Origin of the sequence: Solemya velesiana gill symbiont (assembly GCF_002020805.1) — a bacterium.
GTDB lineage: Bacteria > Pseudomonadota > Gammaproteobacteria > Chromatiales > Chromatiaceae > Sedimenticola_A.
Map to the genome: position 1 here is coordinate 1 of NZ_MPRJ01000017.1, position 23,367 is coordinate 23,367.

Genomic DNA, 23,367 nt, shown 5'->3' on the forward strand with positions numbered 1-23,367 from the left:
TTTATTTGCCATGCCTCATTATATCAAGCTACACAATTCGATTGTTAACTTTACGCGTGACCCACTAGGTATGGGAGTGGGCTACTACGAGGGTGAGAAGGCTATTGCCGTGGGCTATAAATCTAGGTTCAACAACCGCATGAGTTTTTCAACCGGTATTGGTCGCAGCCGGGGAAACACGACGGCAAATGTGGGTGTAGGCTTTAGTTGGTAGGTTTCCACCCTTCCCCAATGGCATTCAGGCCAGCCGATGTTCCGTCCAGTGATGTCTTGATTGTTATTGTGGGGGGGGTTGGATTGGCCTTGAAGCCTAGAAAAAACTCTTTGCCTGCTTTCATTTTCCAGCGCAGATGCTGATCCACCTCGATCACCGCTTCACATCCATTCTGTGTGCAGGTGTGGAGCGTGAGTGGGAACTGGTTGGCGTTATCGATTTTTCCTGCCACTCCAGCAGGAAGGTGGATGCCCAGAGGGAGGAGTGCGACGAGCATCAATTTGTTTTCTTTTCCCAGCCTGCCCAGGGTCAGCTTCAGGATTCTTGCCTGGTTGTTTTTTAGGGTTACCGTCTGGGTTAAGGCGCAAATAGCCTTCTCGCTTTTGGTTTCACATTCGTATACCCAGTTGCCGAAGCGGTCTCCGGGTTTTGGCGCTGCCAGCGTTGTCGTCGGCAGGCAGAGAAGAAAACTGAAAAATCAGAGAGGTTTTATTGTTGCTTGTGGCATGGCCGGCATCTGGTTAGGAAGCGGTATCCAATATACCCCCATTGTTTTTTGTCCTCCAGTGAGTGGTCGATACCGAAGGAAAAGCAGGCTGACCTCATGACGGGGTGTATGAGGTGCCTTGGTAGGATGAAACGTCGTCTACTGCAGCAGTCGTCAGTTATTGCTGCGTACGGCGTCGTATTCGCCTGCTGCGGCCAATATCCTGGTATGTGGCTGCTGAGTGCTGTTCACAGCACTTCGCGCGATCTCTGCATAGGGGCAGGTCTCGGACTGCCGTTCACAAGCTACGCCGTTCAGGACTAAACATCTGCATTCCGTGCAGGTATTTTCAGTGCGTTCAGTCTCCATTACTAAGAACCCTCGCTCTTATAGTGCATCACTAAAAATAACATAGTTTCAACAAATTATAATCATTTTCTAAGAAATAGTTTGTACTTTTTCTCATTTCTTGCTGATTTTTTTATTTTTATTCAGGAAAAGCCGGGTTGGATTCTGCAGTTTTCTGTTGCATCCAATGTGCGGTATTCGCCGGGAGATCAGGTTTTTCCTTTGGGTGCAGTAACTTACGCTAGTTGCGGCTGAAAATAAAAATAGTTTTATTAATCCCTGCAAATAGTGTGCATTTGGGCTGTAAGTCTTTGGGATTTATGTAAATTAGTGTGTTGCGCTGCGGTATTTTACGAGCAGAGGCCACGCCAAATAGTGGCATTGGGGGAGCGGAGTAGGGTGACAGTATGCTCCAGTGCGCTTTTAAGGTAGCTTTCGCTCTCCTGGCTTAGCTTGGTTCCAAGTTCGAAGTTTTTGCCTGGAATGGTCAGAAGGAAAGCGGGGGGTGGAGGAGAGTCGTTGAACTGGGTGAAAACCTCCAATACGGCGGCCGGTGTCATGGCGTGGCTGCTATAGCTTTCGTCCCGCCTGGGGGTGAGTTCGTGAAATTCAAATGGTGGTGTTGCTGAGACACTGGCATCCACGAAAAGCACCAGTTGCCGTTGCTGCAGATCGACAGCGTGCTCTATCTGGAGTTGGAAGTCGGTGATGGTATCGAAAATCGGTGGAAGCACTCCCTGTTCCCTGGTGTTTTCCAGGTGCCGGAGAAATTCGGGCCCCAAGGCGTCATCCCCTCGTGACGGGTTCCCGTAGCCGATGATAACAACAGGATTGCAAGTCATTCTTATAGTGAGCACCTACTAACAATACGACTGCCGTCCTTGTGTAGCCTGCCGATGATGGTGCCCTCGGCATCTACGAGTTCCACCTCCAGGGGCATCTTGCCCAGTGCGTGGGTGGCGCAGGAGAGGCAGGGGTCATATGCCCGAATAGCCACTTCGATCTGGTTGAGCAGGGGTTCGCTCAACTCCCGTCCATCGAAATGGTCAGCGGCAACCCGTCGGATGGACTGATTCATCGCCCGGTTGTTATTGGTTGTGGAGACGATCAGGTTGGCCTGGGTTACCAGTCCGTCTTCATTGATGCGATAGTGATGAAAGAGGGTGCCGCGGGGGGCTTCGATGACCCCGATGCCTTCATCCCGCATTTCGCCTTTGGTGCGCAGGTTGTTGCCGGTGATATCGGAATCCAGCAGCAGCACTTTGATCGCCTCGGCACAGAACAGCAGCTCAATCATGCGCGCCCAGTGATATGCGAGGGTGGACTGGACCAGGCCGTTGCCAGAGAAGGCGCGGAATTCAACCCGTGCCGCTTCTGCCAGGGGGGTCGGGATAACGTCGCAGTTGTTGATGCGGGCCAGTGGGCCGACCCGGTAGGCGCCTTCGTTTGAACCCAGCGACTTGATGTAGGGGAACTTCATGTAGCTCCAGGGTTTCACCTGCTCACGGATGTAGTCGCCGTAGTTGCGGTAATCCACCTTGTCGAAGATGAAACTGCCGTCCGGTGCCTTGGCCCGGAGTCCGCCGTGGTAGAGATCAAGCGCGCCATTATCTCCGCACAGGCTCAGCATGTTGGTTTCGATTCGGGCAAACCGCCGGTTATTCTCCAGGTCTTCAAAAAAGATACGCTTGGCCAGGTCAAGGGCGCCCTGGCTCCACTCAATAACCTGGTCGATATCTGCAAGCAGCTTATCGCGTTCGCTCAGGCTGAGGGACTTGTTGACGCCTCCCGGGATGGCGCCGGTGCCATGCACCCGCTTGCCGGCGGTAAAGTGGATCACCTCCTGTCCGAATTTACGCAACAGCACGCCCTGTTTTGCCAGGTCGGGATGTTCGGCCAGAACGCCGACGATATTGCGGTGGGCCACTTCGTCGTCATAACCGAAGAGCAGGTCGGGTGAGGAGAGATGGAAAAAATGCAGGGCATGGGATTGCAGGATCTGACCGCGATGCATCAGGCGTCGCATTTTCTCGGCCGAAGGGGTGGGCTGGTCGACGCCGACAAGTTGGTCCACCGCCTTTGCTGCCGCCAGGTGATGGCTCACCGGGCAGATTCCGCAGAGCCGCTGCACAAGCACGGGCAATTCCCAGTAGGGGCGGCCCTGGATGAATTTCTCGAAACCACGGAACTCAACAATGTGCAGCCGGGCCTGTTTTACGCGGTTCTCCTCGTCAAGCAGCAGTGAAACCTTGCCGTGTCCTTCAACCCGGGTCAGGGGTTCGATGGCGACACGGCGCAGTTTTTCAGGATCTGCCGCGGTTTCAAGGGCGTTGATGTCGGTCATGTCAGTCATAGTGGATCTGCCGGTAGGCGAATTCGATGGGTTCTCCTGAAAGAAGCTCTTCCAGGAATGTCCAGATAGTGTCAGCCGGTGGTGGGCAGCCGGGGAGAAAGTAGTCCACTTTGACCACTTCGTGGATGGGGTGGACCTTGTTCAGCAGCAGGGGAACCTCGGGGTCGTTGGGAATCTGTGCATCCTCAACGCCCATACCGTGCAGGTAGGACTCCTCCAGGCACTCCTTGAGTTGATACTGGTTGCGCATGGCGGGGATGCCGCCATTGATGGAGCAGGCGCCCATTGAAACGAGGATCTTGCAGTGACGGCGAAATTCCCTCAGTACCTCGACGTTTTCCGCGTTGCAGACACCGCCTTCTATGATGCCGACATCGCAGTCGCCGATCTCCTTGATATCGGTGAGTGGGGTGCGATCAAATTCAACCAGTTCAACCAGGTCGATGATCCGCTCGTCGATATCCAGTAGCGACATGTGACAGCCGAAGCAGCCGGCAAGGGATGCAGTGGCGACTTTTACCTTATCGGCCATATCAATCCTCCTCGTGATCAGACACGTCACCCACCATGCTTACCGGCTTGCGATCATAGAGCCGTTTTCCGATCGGTACATCGTAGCCGGTGTGTTTCGGCAGTATGGCGCCGACAGGACAGACATGTGCCGCCCGGTCATGCTTGTCGAAATCACTGTCACCCAGTTTTCCGCTGGGAGAGTTGACTGTCAGGTGGACATGAATGCCTCTTCCGCTTATGGCGAAGACGCTTTTCTGGTCGGCGTCCCTGCTGGCGCGTACACAGAGTTCGCACAGGATGCAGCGGTTGAAGTCGATGGCAAATTCCGGGTGGCTGGCATCCACTTCCCGTTGGGGATAGAAGTGTGTGAACTCGGGGGCAAGCATCCCGCAATAGTAGGCCACCGCCTGCAGTTGGCAGGCGCCGCTCTTTTCGCATGCAGGGCAGACATGGTTGCCTTCCACGAACAGCAGCTGCAACAGGGTGCGACGCATTGCCATCAGTTTCTTGGTGTTGCTTTTCACCTCGGCGTGGTCTGTTGCAGGGGTGGTGCAAGCGGCCAGGTTCCGGCCGTCTACTTTCACAGTACAGAGCCGGCAACTCCCCTGGGGTCTGAACTCGGGATTGTGGCAGAGATGGGGAATGTAGATGCCCGCCGCCATGGCTGCATCCATGATGGTCTGCCTCTCTTGAAAGGGGACCTTGATGCCGTCAATCGTAAAGTGCCTGATCATACGCCGCCTCCCTGCAGGTGCGCATCGGGGTCGTCGCGACCGGTTATCTGGCGTGCCTCCTCAAGTGATGCATCCAGGTTGAATGCCGGTTCGAAAGTGGTTGATAGGAGGTGGGGTTCGTATATATGGGGAAACTTGTCAAGGGTTTCCAGTATCGGGTTTGCAGCTGTCATGCCCAACCCGCAGTGGCTGGTCTGGCGAGTGAGTGATCCGATGATTCGCATCTTCTCCAGATCTACACCGGTGGCACGGCCGGATGCCACCTTTGCCAGGCGCTTCTTCAGTAAAGAAGTCCCCACCCTGCAGGGTGTACAGAAGCCGCAGCTTTCATGAACGAAGAAATCGGTGAAATTCTGAACCATCTCCAGCAGGTTTCTTTCGCGATCGAAGATCATGAAGGAGCCGCCAGTGGCCAGGTCTTCGAACGCAATGGAACGGCTGAATTCCGATGGCGGAATACAGCTGCCAGCAGCACCGGCAATCTGTACTGCCTGTACATGTGTAGCCTCGCAGTCCTTGAGGATCACCTCGAGGCTGGTGCCGAAGGGGTATTCGTATATGCCGGGTTTCAGGCAATTCCCTGAAATGCTCAGAAGTTTTGTGCCTGGGGACTGCTCGGTGCCTTTGGTCCGGAACCATGCAGCACCATGAACCGCGATCATGGCTGCGGCAACCAGTGTCTCCACGTTATTTACAACAGTCGGCCTGTTGAGGTAACCGCTGGTGACCGGGAATGGCGGCCGTATACGCGGTATGCCCCTCTTGCCCTCCAGTGACTCGATAAGCGCTGATTCCTCTCCGCAGATATAGGCGCCTGCCCCGAGGTGTATCTTGATATCGAAGTCGAATCCCGCTTCACCGTGTATGTCCTTGCTCAGCAGGCCGGCATCACGGTAACGCTGCAGTTTGGATTCCAGTTCATCCCTCAGGTAGAGGTATTCCCCGCGCAGGTATATGAAGCCGGTTGTCGCCCCGATTACCTTGGCGCACACGGTCATACCTTCGATCAGGCGTTCCGCAAAGCTCTGCAGTAGCAGGCGGTCTTTAAATGTGCCGGGCTCGCCCTCGTCGGCGTTGCAGACGACTACCCGATTGTCGCCAGTCGCCTCTCTGCAGAAGCGCCACTTCATTGCGGTCTTGAAACCGGCGCCGCCCCGGCCGCGCAGACCCGATGCGTCAAGTTCTTCAAGTATTTTCTCTGCGCCAGATTCGAGAGCGCACTTGATCGCTGAGCCTTTCTCAAAATCGGTTTCAAGGAGAAGGTCGCGACGTCGAATGTTCTCGTCGACCCGGAACCACTCGGCTGGCCAATCGGAGAGAGGTGTGTTGGTTTCCATCAATGCCGCCATCTGATCGATGCGTTCCTTGTCCAGCCGGGTGAGGGTGTGGCCGTTGACCAGGGCGGCAGGTCCCTGGTCACCCATGCCGGTGCAGGAGGTGTAGTCAACCGTGGCGGTATCGATATCCTGTAGTCGACTGTTCAGGTGCTCGGCAAGTGCCCTGCTCCCCAGCATCCGGTCGGTTATGTTGTCGCTGAAAAGTACCCGGTACGGGTTGTGGGTGTCATGGTGTAAAAAACTGTAAAAACCGATGACGCTTTCGATATCTGCCGGGGAGCGGCGTGTGCCGGCGCTGATCTGGTTGATCGCACTCTCCGGTATCCCGTTGAGCGCTTGCTGCAGGTCGATAAGCATCTGCAGTAGGTTGGATTGATCGTTGTTCCATTGCGTCATCACCCTGTTGGTGGTTTCGGTGATGTGATCATCAGTCATCATGCGTGCCCTGTTTTTAGCTTTAGTCACTCGGCAGCTTGTTCAGCATCCATTTTCAAGTATGAAGATATAAGTAGAGGAGGGAAGTTACAACGTGATGAAGTCAGGTTTGATTCAATCTGAACTGAAATAGTGACCGTGGTCAGTTATTTGAGCATCTGGTCACTTTGGTGCCGAAGTGGGAAGGGGGGCAACAAAAGTATTTATGAGAGGAATAAAAATCTATTATTGGGATATTTTCAGATGGAAGCTATTTGTTTAAGTAGGAATCTCGCGAGACGAGAGAAAATGGAGTGCGCGTAAGAACTGACATAGCGGGCTATTGGCGGGCTTGATTGCCAGTAAGGTGTTTTTCGGATACTGATTTCAGGGAGGGAGATGTTATGCGGCATTATAAATTTTATCCGTATGTCCTTCTCGTTCTGTCGGTATTGGTTGCAGGATGTTCTGACAGCGTCATCGAATCGGAGAATGAGCGGCTCTCCGAAGTGATGGCTGCTATCGAGAGAGGGGAGGACCCCACGGTGCTGCTAGGAGCGACCGGCGCAGGGAGGGTTGAATGCGTACCGGTATCTATTTTTACGGCACCTCGACCAGGGGAGTGCCGTTTGTCAGATACTCATCCCAGGATATTCTGGCGGCGGATTACAATAACAGTCTGGTCTACCTTAAGTTGAGTATCTCGGGTTATTCAGCCTGGCAGGTTTCCTGGAAAGAGGTGAGTGAGGAGAACCGCTTTGCCCTCCCGCGTACACTCCAGGCTTGTATGACCAGTCAGGTTGCCCCGGTGTCGACCGGTTACAGCTTTCATTTCGATTAAGGGCTGTTACGGGGCTTCACGCCCTCTTCTCCCGGAAAGTTCACTGAATAGAGCCTGGTCCGGTTTCTGCCGGATGCTTTGGCCTGGTAGAGTGCCTCGTCTGCCTGTGAGAGCAGTTGGTCGCTGTCGTGCTTTAGTCCTTGTTGGGAGAGCTGTAGTTGACTGACACCGATGGATACGGTGATTTTGAGCTCCGACTGCTTGTCTATGGCGATGGCCCGATCGGCAACCTGGTGCCGGATGCGCTCCGCCAGGTGCAGGGCCATTTCTGAATCGGTCTGTGGCAGTAGTACGGCGAACTCCTCCCCGCCGTAGCGGGTGGCAATATCCGAGACGCGGAGGCACTCCTTTACCCGCAATGCAATCTCTCTCAAGACGGCGTCACCGGCACTGTAGCCGTAATTGTCGTTGACCTTATTGAAGTGATCCGCGTCGATGAAAAGGCAGCTCAGGGGCAGGTTGTAGCGTCTGGACCGGGCGACCTCTTCCACGAGGCGATCTTCAAGATAACGGCGGTTGTGGAGTTCGGTGAGGGCGTCGGTTAGTCCGCTTATGACCAGATGCTCCCTGTTAACGGTGTTCTCCAGGCAGATGGCGCTGATGGTGGCAAGGCGTTTCAGGAAATCACTGGCGTGGTGCCGGATTTCAGCAGAAGGTATCTCAGTTCGTGGTTGGGATCCTGGAGAGCCAGGGTAATGGCAGGCAGCTCGAACGATTTCTGCATCCCGTTGGTTATCAAGGTCAGGAGTTGCGGGAGTGACTCGGCGGCCAGCAGGGACAGTTCGCGCTCGTTGAACCGTTTGAGGACTTTCTCGTTGTGACTCGCCTCGTCAGTCATTGAGCGTAGCCTAGCATGCAGCTGTCGGTTCTCTTCTTCCAGGTCGCCAGCCTCTTGTAGGAATATATTTCTTTCCATAAGCTATTGCACCTGGGTCATCCATGAAGTCGTTTGTGTGGCTGAGCTTAGTCGTACTTCCAGAGGATTATAAGCGTAACGGTCAGGGAGGATTGTGATCATGGCAATAATTTTTAAACTGCCTGGGGTTATCGGGGTTGTTCTATGGATTATTGGTTTCAGCACCACCTGTTTTTCCGCTGACAAGGTGTATCGCTGCCAGTCCGGAGAGTGGGGTGTGGTGTTTCAGCAGTCACCCTGCGCAGATAGTTCGGTTGAGCCGATAGAGCTGAATCCCCAGGTGGTGGATTGGATTGAGTCACCTGAAACAGGGCAAAGCACTGAGAAAGAGGGTAGTGCGAGGAAACGTACAAGACCCAAGGCGCGCCCTGGTAAGAGGACAGCAACGGAGCAGCAGTGTTGGCGTAATCGCCAGAAGCTGGAGCGGATACAGTGGAAGCTTCGTAAGGGTTACAAACCTGCCGAAGGAGAACGATTGAAACAGAAGTGCCAGGAGCTAGAGGCGTATGCGCGAAAATTCTGCCCTTAGGGTCTGTTAGCAGGCTTTGAGTGCTATCGAACTTGACCCATTGCCCACTAGTATCCTGAGCGTGTGCGCCAGCGCTGGTAGTTGGGTTCGGTTTTGTAGCCCCCGCTGGCGATGTAGTTGAGTATGTTTCTGAGGCGCTAGAACTGCACTACGGAGTCTACGCGCATGATCCCTTTGCCCGATTCGTCGAAGAAGATGATCGAGGGGGTGTAGAAGAGTTCCAGTCGGTCGGCCCATTGTCGTGCTGTGGTGGGTTTCCCGTCAGGGGTGATGACCGGGGTGTCTGCATGAATGTCCAGTTGTGTCGTCTCAAACTGCCCCAGGAGGGACTGGATTGGCTGTTTTTGCAGCGGTTGGGAGTGGAGGATGTCACAGGCGTGGCAGTTTCCCTGTTCGAAAAAACCGCTAATGGAGCTTCTCCAGGCAGCTTGCTGCGGTCGAGAGCATGGGGTGGGGGAGAGAAAAATTCCTCCTCGTTGAGCTCTCCCTCAGAAAAGGTCAGCGCATTATCGCCGCGTTCCAGGTAGGCTTTGAAGGGTTCGCTCCTGAAGTGGCCGTCCGCCACGTATTCCAGGGCCGCCTTGAAGGTGTAGGGGGGGTGGTAGCCGGTGAGCAGAAGTGCTTCTTCCGCGCCATCGGTATAGAAGATGAGGGTGGGGGTGAAGTTGGATTTTTTTAGCAGGGCATACTCCCACTCTGTGAGGGTGTTGCCGTCCAGGTCGGTCAGTTCATCGATACCCCAGATGTTCACTGGAATCACGTCGAAATGGCGCCGGGTATAGTCGGCAATATCCTCTTGGCCGAAATTTACTTCCAGGAGCTTTTGGCAGTAGGGGCAGCGGCTTTGTCCGAAATAGATAATGATGCCTTTTTTTCTGGATGAGCGCGCCTCGCCCAGATCCACGGGCAGGTGAGGAAGCTCTCTTTGAACCACTGAGGGTGTGCGAGAGGTTCCTGGAGTGGGGCATCATTGAACTCAAACGCATCTGCCTCATCGGCTTGCACCGGGGCGATGTAGAGCATGAGTGGTAGTAGCGTCAGGGCGCGAGGCGTTGAAGATGCTGCTGCCAGGGCGTAACCCAGGCCCGTGTGGGCGTGAGTTTATAAGGCTGAATATGGTGGTGGGTTTCGCTCATTGCCCCCTCAGCTTGTCGCGGATGATCAGGAGTGCGGCAATGGAACGCGCTTCGGTGAAATCTTCATGTTCAAGGAGTTGTGGTATATCGGCGATCTTTACTGGAATCACCTCGAGGGGCTCGGGTTCATCGCCGGGTAGTGTGCTAGGGTGGAGGTTCCGTGCCAGAACGATATGGGTGGTATGGCGCAGGTATCCCGGCGCCAGGGAGACGGAGGTAACATGTTCCAACTCTTTGGCCCCATAACCTATCTCCTCCTGGATCTCGCGATTGGCTGCGTCCAGCAGTGGTTCGTCCTCCTCGATATTGCCCTTGGGAAATACCAATTCGTAGCGTTCGGTTCCTGCGGAGTACTCTTTGATCAGCAAAACCGTATCAGGGTCCAGTAGGGGGACGATCAGCACGGCGCCCTGTTCGGCGCCCACAATGCGCTGATAACAGCGCTTCTCGCCATTGGAGAACTCCAGGTCCATCTCCTCGATGTTGAAAATTCCCGTGTGCTGGATCGGACGACGGGCGGTTATTTTTGGTTTTTGCTTCATGGATTTCCCGTGGAGACTGGTCGAAATCGAATGCGAGTGTAGAGTTTACCTTCAAACCAGCTCTGTAGTGCTATCTCATCACCCTTTTTTATAACCTGGAAGCCGGGTTGTGGTTGTGGTGATGCATCGATCAACTTCAATTTCTCCGGGTAGTGTATTTCGAGGCTGATGAGCATGGGATAGTAACCGTCCAGGAAACGCCGCATGTAGGGGCCGTTGCGCAGCTCGTAGCCTCCTTGAGGCATGGGGTGAAGTGCACGGGTCTCGGCTTTGAGGCAGAGCCGGGCATCCTTGTCTATCTCCTCCAGCCTGATGGTTGCTCCCTCGGTCCATGCGCGACCGATGTTTTCTGTTTCGATGAGCTCGATGTTCCGGATGCGTTCTGACCGGAAAGTGATTTCCGCCTTGGGAACAGGGTCGATGTGCTCATGGCATTGATTCAGGGTCACCCAGCCGTCGACCAGGCTTCGGGGTGTAATGGTGATGTGGTTGATATGGTGATGAGCCGGTGATGCCGGCGGTGACGGGAGAAATCTCAGCTCCCCCTCGCTCGCGGCAAGACTTCTCTCCTCCGAGTTATCGGTAAACCACGCATCCTCGTCGTTGGCTGCGCAAAGAGCACTGAAGATCATGAGGTGGAATAGGAGGAGTTTTCTCATAGCGCTTGTCACTCTTACCTGTTAAGGATTAACTTTAGCCTCATGATTGACTGGAACCAAATCGACAGTGTCTTCCTGGATATGGACGGCACCCTGCTGGACCTTCACTTTGACAACCATTTTTGGCTTAAACATGTGCCAAAGCGCTATGCCCAGGAGCGCATGGTTTCCATTGAACAGGCCAAGCGGCAGCTGATGGAGCTCTACAAAAGTATCGAGGGGACGCTGGAGTGGTACTGCGTGGACCATTGGAGCAGAAAACTGGGCCTGGACATCGCCCTGCTCAAGGAGGAGGTGGACCACCTGATCTCTGTGCATCCCCACGTGGTGGATTTCCTGGATGCCGCCAGGGGGGCAGGCAAACGCGTGGTGCTGGTTACCAATGCCCACCAGAAGTCTCTCGACCTGAAGCTGAGACGAACCCGGCTTGGTGGGCATTTTGATAAGGTAATCTGTGCCCATGACCTGGGGTTGCCGAAGGAGGACATACAGTTCTGGGACAAGCTGCAGAAGGTCGAGCCTTTTGATAAAGCGAGGACCCTGTTCGTTGACGACAGCCCCTCGGTGCTGGCTTCAGCCCGAGCCTACGGTATCGACTGGTTGCTTGCGGTCCTCAGGCCGGACACCAAGGCACCGCCCAGGGAGGCGGGAGAGTTCGATGCCATTCACGACTTCTCGGAGATTCTTTCGGGGTTGTAGCTTGGCAGGTGGTTCCCCGCGTTACCCGTGATCCTTACAGGTCCCAGGTCTTGAAGCGTTTCTTGCAGTAGTCGAGCAGTTCCCTGTAGTTGCGGAAGTAGAGTTCGAAACCCTTCTCGGCCGGCTCGTCGTATTCGCACCAGTCGTTGTCATACTCGCGGCAGATGGCGGGGCGGTGTTCGTAGATGCCGCAGAGGCCGCCGGGCTGCAGGTGTTCACACTCACCCTGGAACAGCAGGTGCCAGCCGCTCTCGTCCTTGTAGATCTCGACGCCCCGGTGGGAGATCTGCCAGAGCAGGTGTTCGAAATCCGACTTCGACCGGGGAGCAACGCCGAGGGCTTCGGTGACATAGGTGCAGCACTTGGAGCCCATGCAGCGGCTGCACTTATTATCGCTGGTACTGCTCATTATTGAATGTTATTCGCCTGAGGTATTTATTTTCCGGTGTCAGTGCCTGTGCTTCTTCTTGTGGCCGCCACCTGATCTGGATTCACCTTCTTTTTTCGAACCCTTCTCTCCGTGATGTTTCTTGTGGTGACCGCCTCCGTGACGCTTCTTTCCTTTATGGTCACGGGGCTTGCGCCGCTCGGTACGAACCCGGCTGTTGGGATCAACTTCGGCCAGCAGTTCGTCCCTGATGGGCTCCATGGGCAGGGAGTGGCCGATGTACTGCTCGATGTCGGGCAGGGAGAAGGCATAGGTTTCGCAGGCGAAGCTGATGGCATCGCCACTGGCCCCTGCACGGGCGGTGCGGCCGATGCGGTGGACATAGTCCTCTGCGTCTTCCGGCAGGTCGTAGTTGAAGACGTGGCTGACATCCGGGATGTGCAGGCCGCGGGCGGCGACGTCGGTGGCTACCAGGATTGGCAGCTCCCCGCTCTGGAACTGCTTCAGCAGGCTCAGGCGTTTTTTCTGAGGCACATCCCCGGAGAGGATCGCTGCCTTGAGGCCATTGCCCTCCAGGAAGCCCCAGATACGATCAGCGGTTCGCTTGGTATTGACGAAGACGATACTGCGCGGCGGATCAAGTTTGCGCATCAGGCCGATCAGCAGGGGGACCTTCTCGTCATTGGCGGTCATGTAGTAGGACTGGTGAACCTTGTCCGCGGTGACCTTGTCCGCTTCGATGACGATGGTCTCCGGGTTGTTCATGTGCTCGTAGGCGAGCTCCGTTACCCGGTAGGATAGGGTGGCGGAGAAGAGCAGGCCCAGGCGCTTGTCCGGGTCAGGGCAGCGGCGCAGCAGGTAGCGGATGTCCTTGATGAAGCCGAGATCGAACATGCGGTCGGCTTCGTCCAGTACGACCACCTGGGCCGCCTTCAGGTTGTAGACATGCTGCTTGAAGTAGTCGATGAGCCGGCCGGGTGTGCCGATCAGTATGTCGACGCCCTCTTCCAGTTGCTTGCGCTGCTGTTCATAACCGGTACCGCCGAAGACCAGGCCACGCCGAAAGTCCAGGTGCTTGCCCAGCAGTTCCGCGTCTTTATGAATCTGTACCGCCAGCTCCCTGGTGGGGGCGAGTATCAGGGCGCGGGGTTGGTTGGGTTTGCGGTGTTCGTCGGCAGGGTTGGAGATGAGATGCTGGAATGTGGTCAGAAGAAAGGCGGCTGTCTTGCCGGTTCCCGTCTGGGCCTGGCCGGCGACATCCTGCCCTTTAAGTGCAACCGGCAGGGTTTCGGCCTGGATTGGGGTGCATTTTGAAAACCCTGCTTCTTCAATGCCTTGCGTTAATCTTCCATCAAGATCAAAGCTGTCGAATCGTGTGTCTGTCAAATGTTTTTCACTCATGGCGGGTTAGCATACAGTAATTTATGGCGGCTTTGGACTTGAAATGGCCAAGATATTGGGATCAAATACGCTGCATACATCGTGTGGGCAGATTGTGACAAAGCCTCTACGGCAAAGCACTGCTGCCTTTAACGGGAAACGGAACACCGGTGCGGATCCGCACGATTCGGTGACAATTTCCACCAGACCTATTTGGAGATAGATGAATGAGTGAACAGATCGTTTATGTGACGGATGATTCCTTTGAAGCCGAAGTGCTGCAGTCCGGGCTGCCTGTGCTTATCGATTACTGGGCAGAGTGGTGCGGTCCCTGCAAGATGATTGCACCCGCGCTGGACGAGATCGCCGGGGAGTACGCCGGGAAGGTCAAGATCGCCAAGCTCAACATCGACGACAACCCCAATACGCCTCCCCGCTACGGCATTCGCGGCATCCCGACCCTGATGCTGTTCAAGGATGGTGAAGTGGAAGCAACCAAGGTGGGTGCTGTTTCCAAATCCCAGCTGACTGCGTTTATCGACAGCAACCTGTAAGCAGAAAAATAGATAAAAAACTGGACGCGCCGCGGGACAGTGCTACAATCCCTTTTCCTAGGCACTCCCGCGAGCGCCGTTTTCCAAAACGAACACCCCAAGAGCGAGTCTCTTTAAATCCAAAATAACCCCCCATTCCAACGGACATCTCCGTCCGTACCGTTCCATTTTTCCAAACCGCAAAAAAACATCATGAATCTCACCGAACTTAAAAAGATGCCGGTCGCCGAACTGGTTCAACTGGCCCAGGAAATGAAAATCGAGGGTATGGCAAGGTCGCGCAAGCAGGACCTGATTTTTGCCATCCTAAAGGCCCACGCCAAGAAAGGTGAAGATATCTACGGTGATGGGGTGTTGGAGATATTGCAGGACGGGTTTGGATTCCTGCGCTCTGCAGACAGCTCTTACCTAGCAGGTCCCGATGATATTTACGTCTCGCCCAGTCAGATCCGGCGCTTCAACCTGCGCACCGGTGACACCATTTCCGGCAAGATCCGGCCCCCCAAGGACAGCGAGCGCTACTTCGCCCTGCTCAAGGTCAGCGAGATCAACTACGACAAGCCGGAAAACGCCAAGAACAAGATCCTGTTCGAGAATTTCACGCCGCTGTTCGCCAATGAGAAGTTCACCCTCGAGGTTGGCAATGGCAGTACCGAAGACATAACCGCGCGAACCATCGAACTGGTTGCGCCCATCGGCAAGGGGCAGCGCGGCCTCATCGTCTCCCCCCCCAAGGCGGGTAAGACCATGCTGATGCAGAACGTGGCTCAGTCCATTGCCTACAACCATCCCGAGTGCTACCTGATCGTATTGCTGATCGACGAGCGCCCGGAAGAGGTGACCGAGATGGCCCGCTCCGTGCGTGGCGAGGTGATCTCCTCCACCTTCGATGAGCCTGCCGCACGCCACGTGCAGGTAGCCGAGATGGTGATCGAGAAGGCCAAGCGCCTGGTTGAGCACAAGAAGGACGTGGTGATCCTGCTGGATTCCATCACCCGCCTGGCCCGCGCCTACAATACGGTTATCCCCTCATCCGGCAAGGTGTTGACCGGTGGTGTGGACGCCAATGCCCTGCATCGTCCCAAGCGTTTCTTCGGTGCGGCGCGCAACGTGGAAGAGGGTGGCTCCCTGACCATTATCGCTACTGCCCTGGTGGATACCGGTTCGCGTATGGATGACGTGATCTACGAAGAGTTCAAGGGTACAGGCAACATGGAGATTCACCTGGATCGTCGGGTGGCGGAGAAGCGTATCTTCCCCTCTATTAACATCAACCGTTCCGGCACCCGTCGCGAGGATCTGCTGATGAAGCCGGACGATCTGCAGAAGATGTGGATCCTGCGCAAGATACTCCATCCCATGGATGAGATTGCGGCCATGGAGTTCCTCTACGACAAGCTCAAGGTAACCAAGACCAATAACGAGTTCTTTGATGCCATGAAGCGTTGATCGGAGATTGATTTTGAAATGCAAAACCGCTCCCCTGAAGGGAGCGTTTTTTTCTTTATGGCGATGTAATATCGGGCTGATGAAGCAGAGCGAAAAACCAAAAAAGGCGATGATACTGGCTGCCGGCCGCGGTGAACGGATGCGCCCGCTCACCGACCGAACGCCCAAGCCCCTGCTGGAGGTCGCCGGAAAACCCCTGATTCATTATCACATTGAGGCGCTTCTCGAAGCAGGAATCCGGGAACTGGTAATCAATCATGCCCACCTGGGCGATCAGATCGAGGATTGCCTGGGAGACGGCAGCCGATTCGGGGTCGCCATCGAATACTCTGAAGAGCCAGCCGGGGCACTGGAGACAGGCGGGGGGATATTCAATGCGCTGCCGTTGTTGGGGGAGGATCCTTTCCTGGTGGTCAACGGAGATGTCTGGAGCGACTATGATTTCAAGAGAGCCCGATGTCCCGAGGGGCGATTGGCGCACCTGGTGTTGATCGACAACCCTCCCCATCACCCGGAAGGGGATTTTGCTCTGGATGGAGAGGATGTCAGCGAGAGTGCGAACATTCGCCTGACCTTCAGCGGAATCGGGGTCTACAGGCGCGGGCTGTTTGATGGCTGCAGTGCCGGGAAGTTTTCTTTGGCGCCCCTGCTTCGGGAGGCGATGGCTGCAGGAAAGGTGAGCGGTGAGTATTTTCAGGGGGCGTGGGTGGATGTAGGCACGCCAGAGCGATTGGACGAGGTGGACAGACTGTTATGGAGCTGATCAGGGAATGGGCCAAGAGATTGCCGATAGCCGATTCAGTGACGAGGACTTCATCGCCTTCAGGGAGCGACTGGAGCGAGAAACCCGGCTCCTTGATGCCTGGCTTAATGATGGTGTCTTCCCTCCTGCAGAACATGTCGGTGGATTCGAACTCGAGACCTGGCTGGTGGACAGTGCCGGGGATCCAGCGCCCATCAATGACCTATGCCTGGAGAAGCTGAGCGACCCCCTGGTGGTGCCCGAACTTGCCAAGTTCAACCTGGAGCTCAATGGCCATCCGGCGACCCTTACCGGCAATGCGCTCTCTTGTCTGGCGGATGGCCTCAATAAAACCTGGGGCGGATGTGACCGGCTTGCCGCCGAGCACGGTGCCCGCCTGGCCATGATTGGCATTCTTCCTACGGTTACAGAGGATCATCTCAGCCCGGAAAACATGTCCCCCCTGCAGCGCTACAAGGCGCTTGATGAGCAGCTCTACAGGCTGCGTGGCGGCGCGCCCTTGAGCATGGATATCGAGGGGAGGGAGCGGCTGCGTTTTGTGCATGACGACGTGATGCTGGAGTCGGCAACCACTTCTTTCCAGATTCATCTCAAGGTGGATGTGGAGAAGGCTGTGCGCTTTTACAATGCATCCAAGATCCTGTCGGCGCCGATGGTGGCGCTCAGTGCCAACTCCCCCTATCTGTTCGGGGCCGATCTCTGGGATGAGACCCGTATTCCGCTGTTCGAGCAGGCGGTGTATGTGGGCGAGTCGGAGCTGACCAAGCGGGTCACTTTTGGTATCCGCTATCTCCGCAACTCCATCATGGATCTCTTCGAGGCGAATAAAGATCGCTATCCGGTGCTGTTGCCGCGGTTGATGGAGGAGTCTGAAGAGCAGTTCCCCCATCTGAGGTTGCACAACGGTACCATCTGGCGCTGGAACAGGCCGCTGGTGGGGTTCAATGACCAGGGCGTGCCGCATCTGCGTATAGAGCACCGGGTGGTGCCGGCAGGGCCGGTGGTGGATGATTGCATGGCCAATGCGGCATTCTATTTCGGCGTGGTACACGCCTTGTCGACCATGGATGAACCGCCGGAGATGCGCTTGCTGTTCGAGCAGGCGCGGGACAACTTTTACAAGGCCGCACGGTTCGGACTTCATGCCAGGGTTGAATGGCTGGATGGAAAGCGGTGCGATATGGATGAGCTCTGCAATGAGCTGCTTGGCAGCCTGGCGCGGCAGGGCTTGGAGGCGCTGGGCATTGAGCGTGCGGAGATCGAACGCTGGCTGGGCATCATTGAGCGGCGGTTGGACTCCGGGCAGACCGGTGCCGTGTGGCAGCGTGCCTGGGTGGAGCGCCATGGTAGAGATATGCGAGGCCTGACACAGGCCTATATCGAGCGGCAGGCTTCAGGGCGGGTGGTGAGTGAGTGGTCTTTGTAATGGGATGTCGATGTGCCTGCTTATCAAGGGCGCTGTGAATCCGATGCGCAGGGATGTGCGAGTGTCGCGGGAGGCAGGATGCCGGGAGCGACCATCCATGGACGCTTGAGGGCAGCATCCCTGCTGCCGACACCTTGATAAGCAGGCACATCGACTTCCGCAAAAGGCTCATAGTGTCCAGGTAAGGTAATATGCGCTTTGGATTATCTGAATATTGGCATTGTTGGATGTAGATTGAAGTATGTTGCAGGAGTTGGATTATCTTCCGGATGGGTTGCTGGAGCTTGAGGCACATGAGTTGGAGGGGGTTCTGGATGGTCCCACGCTGATTCATCTGACCGGGGCGCGGGAACCTGCGCTGTTTGTGTCAGTGTTGATGCACGGCAACGAGCCTACCGGTTGGGAGGCAGTTCGCCAGCTGTTGTCCGCCTATGGTGCCGAGGGGCAGTATGAATCTCTGCCCCGCTCGGTGAGTCTGTTTATCGGCAATGTCAGTGCCGCCTCCCAGGGGCTAAGACGCCTTGACGGGCAGCCGGACTACAATCGGGTCTGGCCCGGATGCGAGGTTGCCTCCGGGGCCGAGCACGAGATGATGGGCCGGGTGGTGGAGATCATGACACGAAGGGGTATGTTTGCCAGTGTTGATATCCACAACAATACCGGCCTCAATCCCCACTACGCCTGTGTCAACGTCATCGATAACCGCTTTTTGCACCTGGCAGCCATGTTCAGTCGCACCGTGGTCTACTTCATCAGGCCCTGTGGCGTGCAATCCCTGGCCATGTCCAAGCACTGCCCTGCGGTGACCCTGGAGTGCGGCCGGCCGGGACAGGCCCATGGCGTGGAGCACGCCCGGGAGTATCTGGATGCGTGCCTGCATCTTTCGGATTTTCCGGAACCCCCCGTCTCCGAGCACGATATCGACCTCTTTCATACCGTGGCAGTGGTCAAGGTCCCCGAGGATATCAGCTTCGGCTTCGGCGGCGTGGATGCGCAGTTGCAGTTCGACGAAGACCTGGAGCTGTTCAATTTCCGGGAACTCACCCGGGGGACCCGCCTGGGCCGGTCCAGCCTGGAAAAAGGCCTGGGTCTCGATGCCCGGGACGAACAGGGGCGTGACGTGACAAGCCGCTATTTCGAGGTCGACGGCAGCGATCTTCGCCTGCGGGTGCCGGTGATGCCCTCCATGCTGACCCGGGATGAGCGGGTGATCCGCCAGGATTGCCTCTGCTACCTGATGGAGCGCTACGACGACCATCTGAGGGACGGTGATTCGGCCTGAATTCCCTTTCAGGGGAAGAATTCCCCCCCCCCCCCTTGACTCTCCAAAGTTTGACCCTATTATTAGCACTCAGTCAGGGTGAGTGCTAATAATACCCTGGATAACGAATAATTAGTCATTTTATTAACATCCAAATTAGGAGAGATCAGTAGATGAACATTCGTCCGCTGCACGACCGCGTGGTCATCCGTCGTATGGAAGAAGAGCGCACCAGCGCCGGTGGCATCGTGCTGCCCGACAGTGCAACCGAAAAGCCCGTTCAGGGTGAAGTGATCGCCGTGGGCAACGGCAAGATGTTGAGCAACGGTGATGCCCGTCCCCTGGACGTCAAGGTTGGCGACAAGGTGCTGTTCGGCAAGTACTCCGGCAACGAAGTCAAGATTGGCGACCAGGAAGTCCTGGTGATGCGCGAAGAAGACATCATGGGTGTCATCGAGGGCTGAGCCTTCGGTTGATGAACGAATATTCAACTCTGAATTTCTAAGGAACAAGCGAAATGTCTGCAAAAGAAGTGAAGTTTGGTGATGACGCCCGCCAGAGAATGCTGGCCGGTGTGAACATCCTGGCCAACGCGGTCAAGACCACCCTGGGTCCCAAGGGCCGCAACGTGGTACTGGAGAAGTCCTTCGGTGCCCCCACCATCACCAAAGACGGTGTTTCCGTAGCCAAAGAGATCGAACTGGCTGACAAGTTCGAGAACATGGGCGCACAGATGGTTAAAGAGGTCTCCTCCCAGACCTCCGATGTGGCCGGTGACGGTACCACCACTGCAACCGTTCTGGCCCAGGCCATGGTGCGCGAAGGCCTGAAGGCTGTCGCTGCCGGCATGAACCCCATGGACCTGAAGCGCGGCATGGACAAGGCTGTAGAAGCTGCTGTAACTCAGCTGCGTGATATGTCCAAGCCCTGCTCCGACGACAAAGAGATCGCCCAGGTAGGTACCATCTCTGCAAACTCTGACACCAACATTGGTGACATCATTGCTGAGGCGATGACTAAAGTCGGTAAAGAGGGGGTTATTACAGTTGAAGAGGGTTCCGCTCTCGAAAACGAGCTGGACGTGGTCGAGGGTATGCAGTTCGATCGCGGCTACCTCTCTCCCTACTTCGTTAACAACCAGCAGGCCATGACCGCTGACCTGGAAGATCCTTTCGTGCTGCTGCATGACAAGAAGATCTCCAACATCCGCGACCTGCTCCCTGTACTGGAAGGTGTGGCCAAGGCGGGCAAGCCCCTGCTGATCATTGCAGAGGACGTTGAGGGCGAAGCCCTGGCGACCCTGGTTGTGAACAACATTCGCGGTATCGTGAAGGTCTGCGCCGTGAAGGCGCCCGGTTTCGGTGACCGCCGCAAGGCCATGCTGCAGGATATCGCTATCCTGACCGGTGGTACTGTGATCTCCGAAGAGGTCGGCCTGAGCCTGGAGAAGGCTACCCTGAACGAGCTGGGTACTGCCAAGAAGATCCAGATCTCCAAGGAAGAGACCACCATTATCGACGGCGCCGGTGCCGAGAACGACATCAAGGCCCGCGTTGAGCAGATCCGCGCCCAGATCGAAGAGACCTCTTCCGATTACGATCGCGAGAAGCTCCAGGAGCGTGTTGCCAAGCTGGCCGGCGGTGTTGCCGTGATCAAGGTTGGTGCTGCGACCGAAGTTGAGATGAAAGAGAAGAAGGCCCGCGTGGAAGATGCACTGCACGCCACCCGCGCTGCTGTTGAAGAGGGTATCGTCCCCGGCGGTGGTGTGGCCCTGGTTCGCGCTCTGCTTGCCATCGATGTGAGCGGTGACAACCACGACCAGGATGTCGGCGTCAGCATCGCCTGCCGCTCCATGGAAGAGCCTCTGCGTCAGATCGTGGCCAATGCCGGTGGCGAAGCCTCCGTGGTGCTGAACAAGGTTGAAGAGAGCGAAGGCAACTTCGGCTTCAATGCGGCCAACGGTGAGTACGGCGACATGGTCGAGATGGGTATCCTGGATCCCACCAAGGTAACCCGCTCTGCACTGCAGAACGCGGTTTCCGTGGCCGGACTGATGATTACCACCGAAGTGATGGTGGCTGAAGAGCCTCAGGACGCTGGAGCTGCTGCTGCACCTGACATGGGTGGCATGGGCGGCATGGGCGGCATGGGTGGCATGGGCGGCATGATGTAATCGTCCCTGCTACGCATCGGCGTACCAGAAAAAGCCCGGCATCACTGCCGGGCTTTTTTTATTTTTGACCGTTGATGATGTCGGCCGAGAAAACTGCTATCCAGGGTGACTAAATCACCCGGTCATTTCCACCATCCACCGGTACCTGGGATGCGGTTGTCTTTGCGAATAGCGATCCGCACATGGCGGCAGCCAGTTCGGCCACGTCATGGGGTGTCACCTCGGTCTTCAATATGTTTTTGGTTTTGTAGGCCTGGACGGTCATGCCGTAGTGCTCGGCCCTGGCCTTCAGGGCCTCTTCTGTCCACAAGCCGGTGTCGAAGACCGCATCAGGATGCAGGGTGTTGATGCGGATGCCGTCAGCCCCCCATTCAAGGGCGGCAATGCGAGCGAGTTGATTCAGCGCCGCCTTGGACGCGGAGTACGCAGCAGCACCCGGGCCCGGGGCAGGTACGTTCTTTGAGCCGATGACAACCACTCGCCCTTTGCCTGGCGAGAGCCTCAGCAATGGATGCGACTCACGCATGAGAGCTAGGTTGGCGTCCAGGTTGACTGACATCACCCGTCTCCAGAGTGTGTCATCGAGTTCCCCGATGCGGGTACCCCCGGGGAACATGCCGGCATTGAGTATCAGCATGTCCAGTCCGCCGAATTTGCTCACTGCACGGTCGAGGGTGTTGCCAATCGCATCCCGGTCGGTAACGTCGCAACGAAGTCCGAAGAAATCGGGGCGGTCGTAAAGTGATTGGATTTCGGGATTGATATCAAGTCCGACGACTGCGGCCCCGCGGCTCAGAAGGGAGTCGACGCACGCTTTTCCGATACCCGAGGCAGCGCCCGTGACCAGTGCGACCTCTCCTTGAAACTCAGGCGCCGATCCACCTTTTCTGAGCTTGGCCTGCTCCAGTTCCCAGTACTCGAGATCAAATATGTCCTGTTCCGGCAGTGCTCTCCAACCACCCAGCATTTCGGCGCGCTGGATAATCTCCATAGTGTGGTTGTAGATGTCCGCGTTGATGTTTGCATCCTTGATGCTCTTGCCCGCAGTCAACATGCCAAGCGCCTTGTCCAGTATCACCAGGGGGGCGGGGTTCAGCATGGAGACTTCGGTGCGTGCGTTGATTGCATTACGTTCAAAGTACTGCCTGTACTCGTCGGCATATCCGGCAACGTCACGCCCCACCTGGGGTACTCTCTTGGTGCGAATAACGTGGTCCGGGGTGGCAGGGCCCTGCTGGGAGATCGAAGCGAGGTCGGGGCGGTTGCAGAACTGCATGCTCTCGGCAGTTCTGTCTATGGTAAGGATGACCGAAAATCCGGCTGTTTCCGAGATCTCTTTTCGCAGTGCTGCGAGTTCTTCCTTGGCAATATTGGCTGTCGGAATGCTTTCGGGCTCCGGAATATTCCATGCCCCTTTTTCCTCCAGGTAAGATTCAGCTCGCCCAACCAATTGGATCATGGAGTCATAGGACGCCTTGGCTGTCTCCCCAAACGAGAAGATGCCGTGATTCATCAACACCATGCCCACCGTTTTCTCCGTGGCCTCTTCTGCAAACTGTTTTGCCACAAGACGGGCCAGGTCGAATCCTGGCATGACATAAGGGACGATGATCACCGCGTCGCCATAGATCTCGCGGATTCTCTGTTCGCCGTCATCAGTGTTGGTTATCGTGACAATGGCGTCTGCGTGTGTATGGTCCACGAACTTGTAGGGGAGCGCGGCATGGAGAATGGATTCAACGGAGCCGGTCGGGGCAGAAGCGATGGTTTGCTGGGTTTTCAGTTCGTTCACCATCTGGGTGTCCGAGAGGCTGTCCAGGGCCGCCAGTTTCAGCAGGTGTGCCATGCGTATAGGTGTGAATCCGGCCGCTTCGATGGTTGCCAGGTCCCAGCCCGATCCCTTGACATACAATAGCGTTTCTTCCTCCCCAACCAGGCTGGTCTCGGTTATTTTGACCGAGGTGTTGCCGCCGCCGTGCAAGACAAGTGAGGGGTCGGATCCCAGAAGCCTGGAGGTGTAGACCCGCTGTTCGAGATCGGTCCGGTAGTTCGAGGCTTCCTGTTCATTCCATAGGTTTTTCATGGCGCACCCTTCGTGGGGATGAATGTATTTATGTTGTAGGTTATTGGGGCGGTCTAGCTTACCAGAAGCGCACGGACTTGCGGAAAAGCAGGGTGTTGTTGGATATGAATGAAATATGATTGCTCGTGCGTCTGATGTTATGACATGGGGTAACATTGACAGACTTGG

At 56.1% G+C, this 23,367-nt stretch carries 25 protein-coding genes; 11 read left to right on the top strand and 14 right to left on the bottom strand.

All coding sequences use genetic code 11. The annotated features are described in order from the left end of the window. On the top strand, positions 1-214 hold a 214-nt coding region (locus tag BOW53_RS03850; protein WP_172838757.1), incomplete at its 5' end, for a YadA C-terminal domain-containing protein. Here BOW53_RS03850 and BOW53_RS13830 read toward each other — a convergent pair. The 6 genes from BOW53_RS13830 to BOW53_RS03880 all read right to left on the bottom strand — a co-directional run bounded on the left by BOW53_RS13830 (position 204) and on the right by BOW53_RS03880 (position 6,424). Further along, positions 204-671, bottom strand: coding sequence for an invasion associated locus B family protein (locus tag BOW53_RS13830; protein ID WP_078486194.1), 468 nt, complete (start codon positions 669-671; stop codon positions 204-206). The two genes, BOW53_RS03850 and BOW53_RS13830, sit on opposite strands and share 11 nt — an antisense overlap. 728 nt (positions 672-1,399) lie before the next feature. Beyond that, positions 1,400-1,891 carry a hydrogenase maturation protease gene (locus BOW53_RS03860; RefSeq protein ID WP_078486195.1) on the bottom strand — a complete coding sequence of 164 codons (492 nt, stop codon included), beginning with the start codon at positions 1,889-1,891 and terminating at the stop codon, positions 1,400-1,402. Positions 1,892-1,893: 2 nt separating this feature from the next. Next, positions 1,894-3,402, bottom strand: coding sequence for a Ni/Fe hydrogenase subunit alpha (locus tag BOW53_RS03865; RefSeq protein ID WP_281254020.1), 1,509 nt, complete (start codon positions 3,400-3,402; stop codon positions 1,894-1,896). Next, on the bottom strand, positions 3,395-3,934 hold the full coding sequence (locus BOW53_RS03870; protein ID WP_078486196.1) for an NADH-quinone oxidoreductase subunit B family protein: 540 nt from the start codon (positions 3,932-3,934) through the stop codon (positions 3,395-3,397). The genes BOW53_RS03865 and BOW53_RS03870 overlap by 8 nt, the downstream gene beginning before the upstream one ends. Position 3,935: 1 nt before the next feature. Next, positions 3,936-4,649 carry a 2Fe-2S iron-sulfur cluster-binding protein gene (locus BOW53_RS03875; protein WP_078486197.1) on the bottom strand — a complete coding sequence of 238 codons (714 nt, stop codon included), beginning with the start codon at positions 4,647-4,649 and terminating at the stop codon, positions 3,936-3,938. Beyond that, positions 4,646-6,424: an NADH-ubiquinone oxidoreductase-F iron-sulfur binding region domain-containing protein gene (locus BOW53_RS03880; protein WP_342748400.1), complete on the bottom strand. Its 1,779-nt coding sequence runs from the start codon at positions 6,422-6,424 to the stop codon at positions 4,646-4,648. Before BOW53_RS03880 ends, BOW53_RS03875 begins: the two co-directional genes overlap by 4 nt. Before the next feature lie 556 nt (positions 6,425-6,980). Here BOW53_RS03880 and BOW53_RS03885 point away from each other — a divergent pair. Then, on the top strand, positions 6,981-7,241 hold the full coding sequence (locus BOW53_RS03885) for a hypothetical protein (RefSeq protein ID WP_078486199.1): 261 nt from the start codon (positions 6,981-6,983) through the stop codon (positions 7,239-7,241). Here BOW53_RS03885 and BOW53_RS13065 read toward each other — a convergent pair. Next, the gene (locus BOW53_RS13065; protein ID WP_245831988.1) at positions 7,238-7,732 is read right to left on the bottom strand and encodes a GGDEF domain-containing protein; all 495 of its coding nucleotides are present in this window, start codon (positions 7,730-7,732) and stop codon (positions 7,238-7,240) included. The genes BOW53_RS03885 and BOW53_RS13065 overlap by 4 nt on opposite strands. 125 nt (positions 7,733-7,857) lie before the next feature. Next, positions 7,858-8,157 (bottom strand): DUF484 family protein, encoded by a 300-nt coding sequence (locus BOW53_RS13070; RefSeq protein WP_245831989.1) that lies wholly within the window; start codon positions 8,155-8,157, stop codon positions 7,858-7,860. A 100-nt stretch (positions 8,158-8,257) separates the two neighbouring features. Here BOW53_RS13070 and BOW53_RS03895 point away from each other — a divergent pair, with 100 nt between their 5' ends. Further along, positions 8,258-8,686, top strand: coding sequence for a hypothetical protein (locus BOW53_RS03895; protein WP_078486200.1), 429 nt, complete (start codon positions 8,258-8,260; stop codon positions 8,684-8,686). Positions 8,687-8,843: 157 nt separating this feature from the next. On the opposite strand, the gene BOW53_RS03900 is transcribed toward BOW53_RS03895, so the two are convergent. The 3 genes from BOW53_RS03900 to BOW53_RS03910 all read right to left on the bottom strand — a co-directional run bounded on the left by BOW53_RS03900 (position 8,844) and on the right by BOW53_RS03910 (position 11,023). After that, entirely contained in the window at positions 8,844-9,620 is a 777-nt protein-coding gene (locus BOW53_RS03900) for a thioredoxin family protein (protein WP_245831990.1), read from the bottom strand. Positions 9,621-9,818: 198 nt separating this feature from the next. Then, on the bottom strand, positions 9,819-10,364 hold the full coding sequence (gene nudE / locus BOW53_RS03905; protein ID WP_078486201.1) for an ADP compounds hydrolase NudE: 546 nt from the start codon (positions 10,362-10,364) through the stop codon (positions 9,819-9,821). Continuing rightward, a complete protein-coding gene (locus BOW53_RS03910) occupies positions 10,361-11,023 on the bottom strand; it encodes a hypothetical protein (RefSeq protein WP_078486202.1) in 663 nt (220 codons plus the stop codon). Before BOW53_RS03910 ends, nudE begins: the two co-directional genes overlap by 4 nt. A 42-nt stretch (positions 11,024-11,065) precedes the next feature. On the opposite strand from BOW53_RS03910, the gene yrfG reads away from it, so the two are divergent. Then, positions 11,066-11,722: a GMP/IMP nucleotidase gene (yrfG, locus tag BOW53_RS03915; RefSeq protein ID WP_078486203.1), complete on the top strand. Its 657-nt coding sequence runs from the start codon at positions 11,066-11,068 to the stop codon at positions 11,720-11,722. A 34-nt stretch (positions 11,723-11,756) separates the two neighbouring features. Here yrfG and BOW53_RS03920 read toward each other — a convergent pair whose 3' ends face one another. Together BOW53_RS03920 and rhlB are read right to left on the bottom strand one after the other, a co-directional pair. Next, positions 11,757-12,131 (bottom strand): YkgJ family cysteine cluster protein, encoded by a 375-nt coding sequence (locus BOW53_RS03920; RefSeq protein WP_078486204.1) that lies wholly within the window; start codon positions 12,129-12,131, stop codon positions 11,757-11,759. 39 nt (positions 12,132-12,170) lie between these two features. Continuing rightward, entirely contained in the window at positions 12,171-13,511 is a 1,341-nt protein-coding gene (gene rhlB, locus BOW53_RS03925; protein WP_078486205.1) for an ATP-dependent RNA helicase RhlB, read from the bottom strand. Positions 13,512-13,717: 206 nt separating this feature from the next. Here rhlB and trxA point away from each other — a divergent pair, with 206 nt between their 5' ends. From trxA to groL, 7 genes are all read left to right on the top strand, one after another. Continuing rightward, positions 13,718-14,044 carry a thioredoxin TrxA gene (gene trxA / locus BOW53_RS03930; RefSeq protein WP_078486206.1) on the top strand — a complete coding sequence of 109 codons (327 nt, stop codon included), beginning with the start codon at positions 13,718-13,720 and terminating at the stop codon, positions 14,042-14,044. Positions 14,045-14,236: 192 nt separating this feature from the next. Then, positions 14,237-15,493, top strand: a complete 1,257-nt coding sequence (gene rho, locus BOW53_RS03935) for a transcription termination factor Rho (protein WP_078486207.1) — start codon at positions 14,237-14,239, stop codon at positions 15,491-15,493. Between the two features lie 79 nt (positions 15,494-15,572). Next, entirely contained in the window at positions 15,573-16,256 is a 684-nt protein-coding gene (gene murU, locus BOW53_RS03940; RefSeq protein ID WP_078486208.1) for an N-acetylmuramate alpha-1-phosphate uridylyltransferase MurU, read from the top strand. A 7-nt stretch (positions 16,257-16,263) separates the two neighbouring features. Then, on the top strand, positions 16,264-17,682 hold the full coding sequence (locus tag BOW53_RS03945) for a glutamate-cysteine ligase family protein (protein ID WP_078486209.1): 1,419 nt from the start codon (positions 16,264-16,266) through the stop codon (positions 17,680-17,682). Between the two features lie 241 nt (positions 17,683-17,923). Then, a complete protein-coding gene (locus BOW53_RS03950; protein WP_078486210.1) occupies positions 17,924-18,964 on the top strand; it encodes a M14 family metallopeptidase in 1,041 nt (346 codons plus the stop codon). A gap of 152 nt (positions 18,965-19,116) precedes the next feature. Beyond that, the gene (groES, locus tag BOW53_RS03955) at positions 19,117-19,407 is read left to right on the top strand and encodes a co-chaperone GroES (protein ID WP_078486211.1); all 291 of its coding nucleotides are present in this window, start codon (positions 19,117-19,119) and stop codon (positions 19,405-19,407) included. A 53-nt stretch (positions 19,408-19,460) separates the two neighbouring features. Then, the gene (gene groL / locus BOW53_RS03960; RefSeq protein WP_078486212.1) at positions 19,461-21,116 is read left to right on the top strand and encodes a chaperonin GroEL; all 1,656 of its coding nucleotides are present in this window, start codon (positions 19,461-19,463) and stop codon (positions 21,114-21,116) included. A gap of 109 nt (positions 21,117-21,225) precedes the next feature. Here the strand turns inward: groL and BOW53_RS03965 are convergent, their stop codons facing one another. Beyond that, a complete protein-coding gene (locus BOW53_RS03965; RefSeq protein ID WP_078486213.1) occupies positions 21,226-23,199 on the bottom strand; it encodes a bifunctional aldolase/short-chain dehydrogenase in 1,974 nt (657 codons plus the stop codon). Between the last annotated feature and the right edge of the window lie 168 nt (positions 23,200-23,367).

What these genes read in the sequence shown, in the direction of transcription:
- yrfG (WP_078486203.1), top strand. Translation starts at nt 11,066, where the DNA reads ATGATTGACTGGAACCAAATCGACAGTGTCTTCCTGGATATGGACGGC.
- BOW53_RS03920 (WP_078486204.1), bottom strand. Translation starts at nt 12,131, where the DNA reads ATGAGCAGTACCAGCGATAATAAGTGCAGCCGCTGCATGGGCTCCAAG.
- nudE (WP_078486201.1), bottom strand. Translation starts at nt 10,364, where the DNA reads ATGAAGCAAAAACCAAAAATAACCGCCCGTCGTCCGATCCAGCACACG.
- groES (WP_078486211.1), top strand. Translation starts at nt 19,117, where the DNA reads ATGAACATTCGTCCGCTGCACGACCGCGTGGTCATCCGTCGTATGGAA.
- BOW53_RS03860 (WP_078486195.1), bottom strand. Translation starts at nt 1,891, where the DNA reads ATGACTTGCAATCCTGTTGTTATCATCGGCTACGGGAACCCGTCACGA.
- BOW53_RS03965 (WP_078486213.1), bottom strand. Translation starts at nt 23,199, where the DNA reads ATGAAAAACCTATGGAATGAACAGGAAGCCTCGAACTACCGGACCGAT.
- trxA (WP_078486206.1), top strand. Translation starts at nt 13,718, where the DNA reads ATGAGTGAACAGATCGTTTATGTGACGGATGATTCCTTTGAAGCCGAA.
- BOW53_RS03945 (WP_078486209.1), top strand. Translation starts at nt 16,264, where the DNA reads ATGGGCCAAGAGATTGCCGATAGCCGATTCAGTGACGAGGACTTCATC.
- BOW53_RS03950 (WP_078486210.1), top strand. Translation starts at nt 17,924, where the DNA reads ATGTTGCAGGAGTTGGATTATCTTCCGGATGGGTTGCTGGAGCTTGAG.
- BOW53_RS03880 (WP_342748400.1), bottom strand. Translation starts at nt 6,424, where the DNA reads ATGATGACTGATGATCACATCACCGAAACCACCAACAGGGTGATGACG.
- BOW53_RS03865 (WP_281254020.1), bottom strand. Translation starts at nt 3,402, where the DNA reads ATGACTGACATGACCGACATCAACGCCCTTGAAACCGCGGCAGATCCT.
- BOW53_RS13070 (WP_245831989.1), bottom strand. Translation starts at nt 8,157, where the DNA reads ATGGAAAGAAATATATTCCTACAAGAGGCTGGCGACCTGGAAGAAGAG.
- murU (WP_078486208.1), top strand. Translation starts at nt 15,573, where the DNA reads ATGAAGCAGAGCGAAAAACCAAAAAAGGCGATGATACTGGCTGCCGGC.
- BOW53_RS03910 (WP_078486202.1), bottom strand. Translation starts at nt 11,023, where the DNA reads ATGAGAAAACTCCTCCTATTCCACCTCATGATCTTCAGTGCTCTTTGC.
- groL (WP_078486212.1), top strand. Translation starts at nt 19,461, where the DNA reads ATGTCTGCAAAAGAAGTGAAGTTTGGTGATGACGCCCGCCAGAGAATG.
- rhlB (WP_078486205.1), bottom strand. Translation starts at nt 13,511, where the DNA reads ATGAGTGAAAAACATTTGACAGACACACGATTCGACAGCTTTGATCTT.
- BOW53_RS03870 (WP_078486196.1), bottom strand. Translation starts at nt 3,934, where the DNA reads ATGGCCGATAAGGTAAAAGTCGCCACTGCATCCCTTGCCGGCTGCTTC.
- BOW53_RS03875 (WP_078486197.1), bottom strand. Translation starts at nt 4,649, where the DNA reads ATGATCAGGCACTTTACGATTGACGGCATCAAGGTCCCCTTTCAAGAG.
- rho (WP_078486207.1), top strand. Translation starts at nt 14,237, where the DNA reads ATGAATCTCACCGAACTTAAAAAGATGCCGGTCGCCGAACTGGTTCAA.
- BOW53_RS03895 (WP_078486200.1), top strand. Translation starts at nt 8,258, where the DNA reads ATGGCAATAATTTTTAAACTGCCTGGGGTTATCGGGGTTGTTCTATGG.
- BOW53_RS03885 (WP_078486199.1), top strand. Translation starts at nt 6,981, where the DNA reads ATGCGTACCGGTATCTATTTTTACGGCACCTCGACCAGGGGAGTGCCG.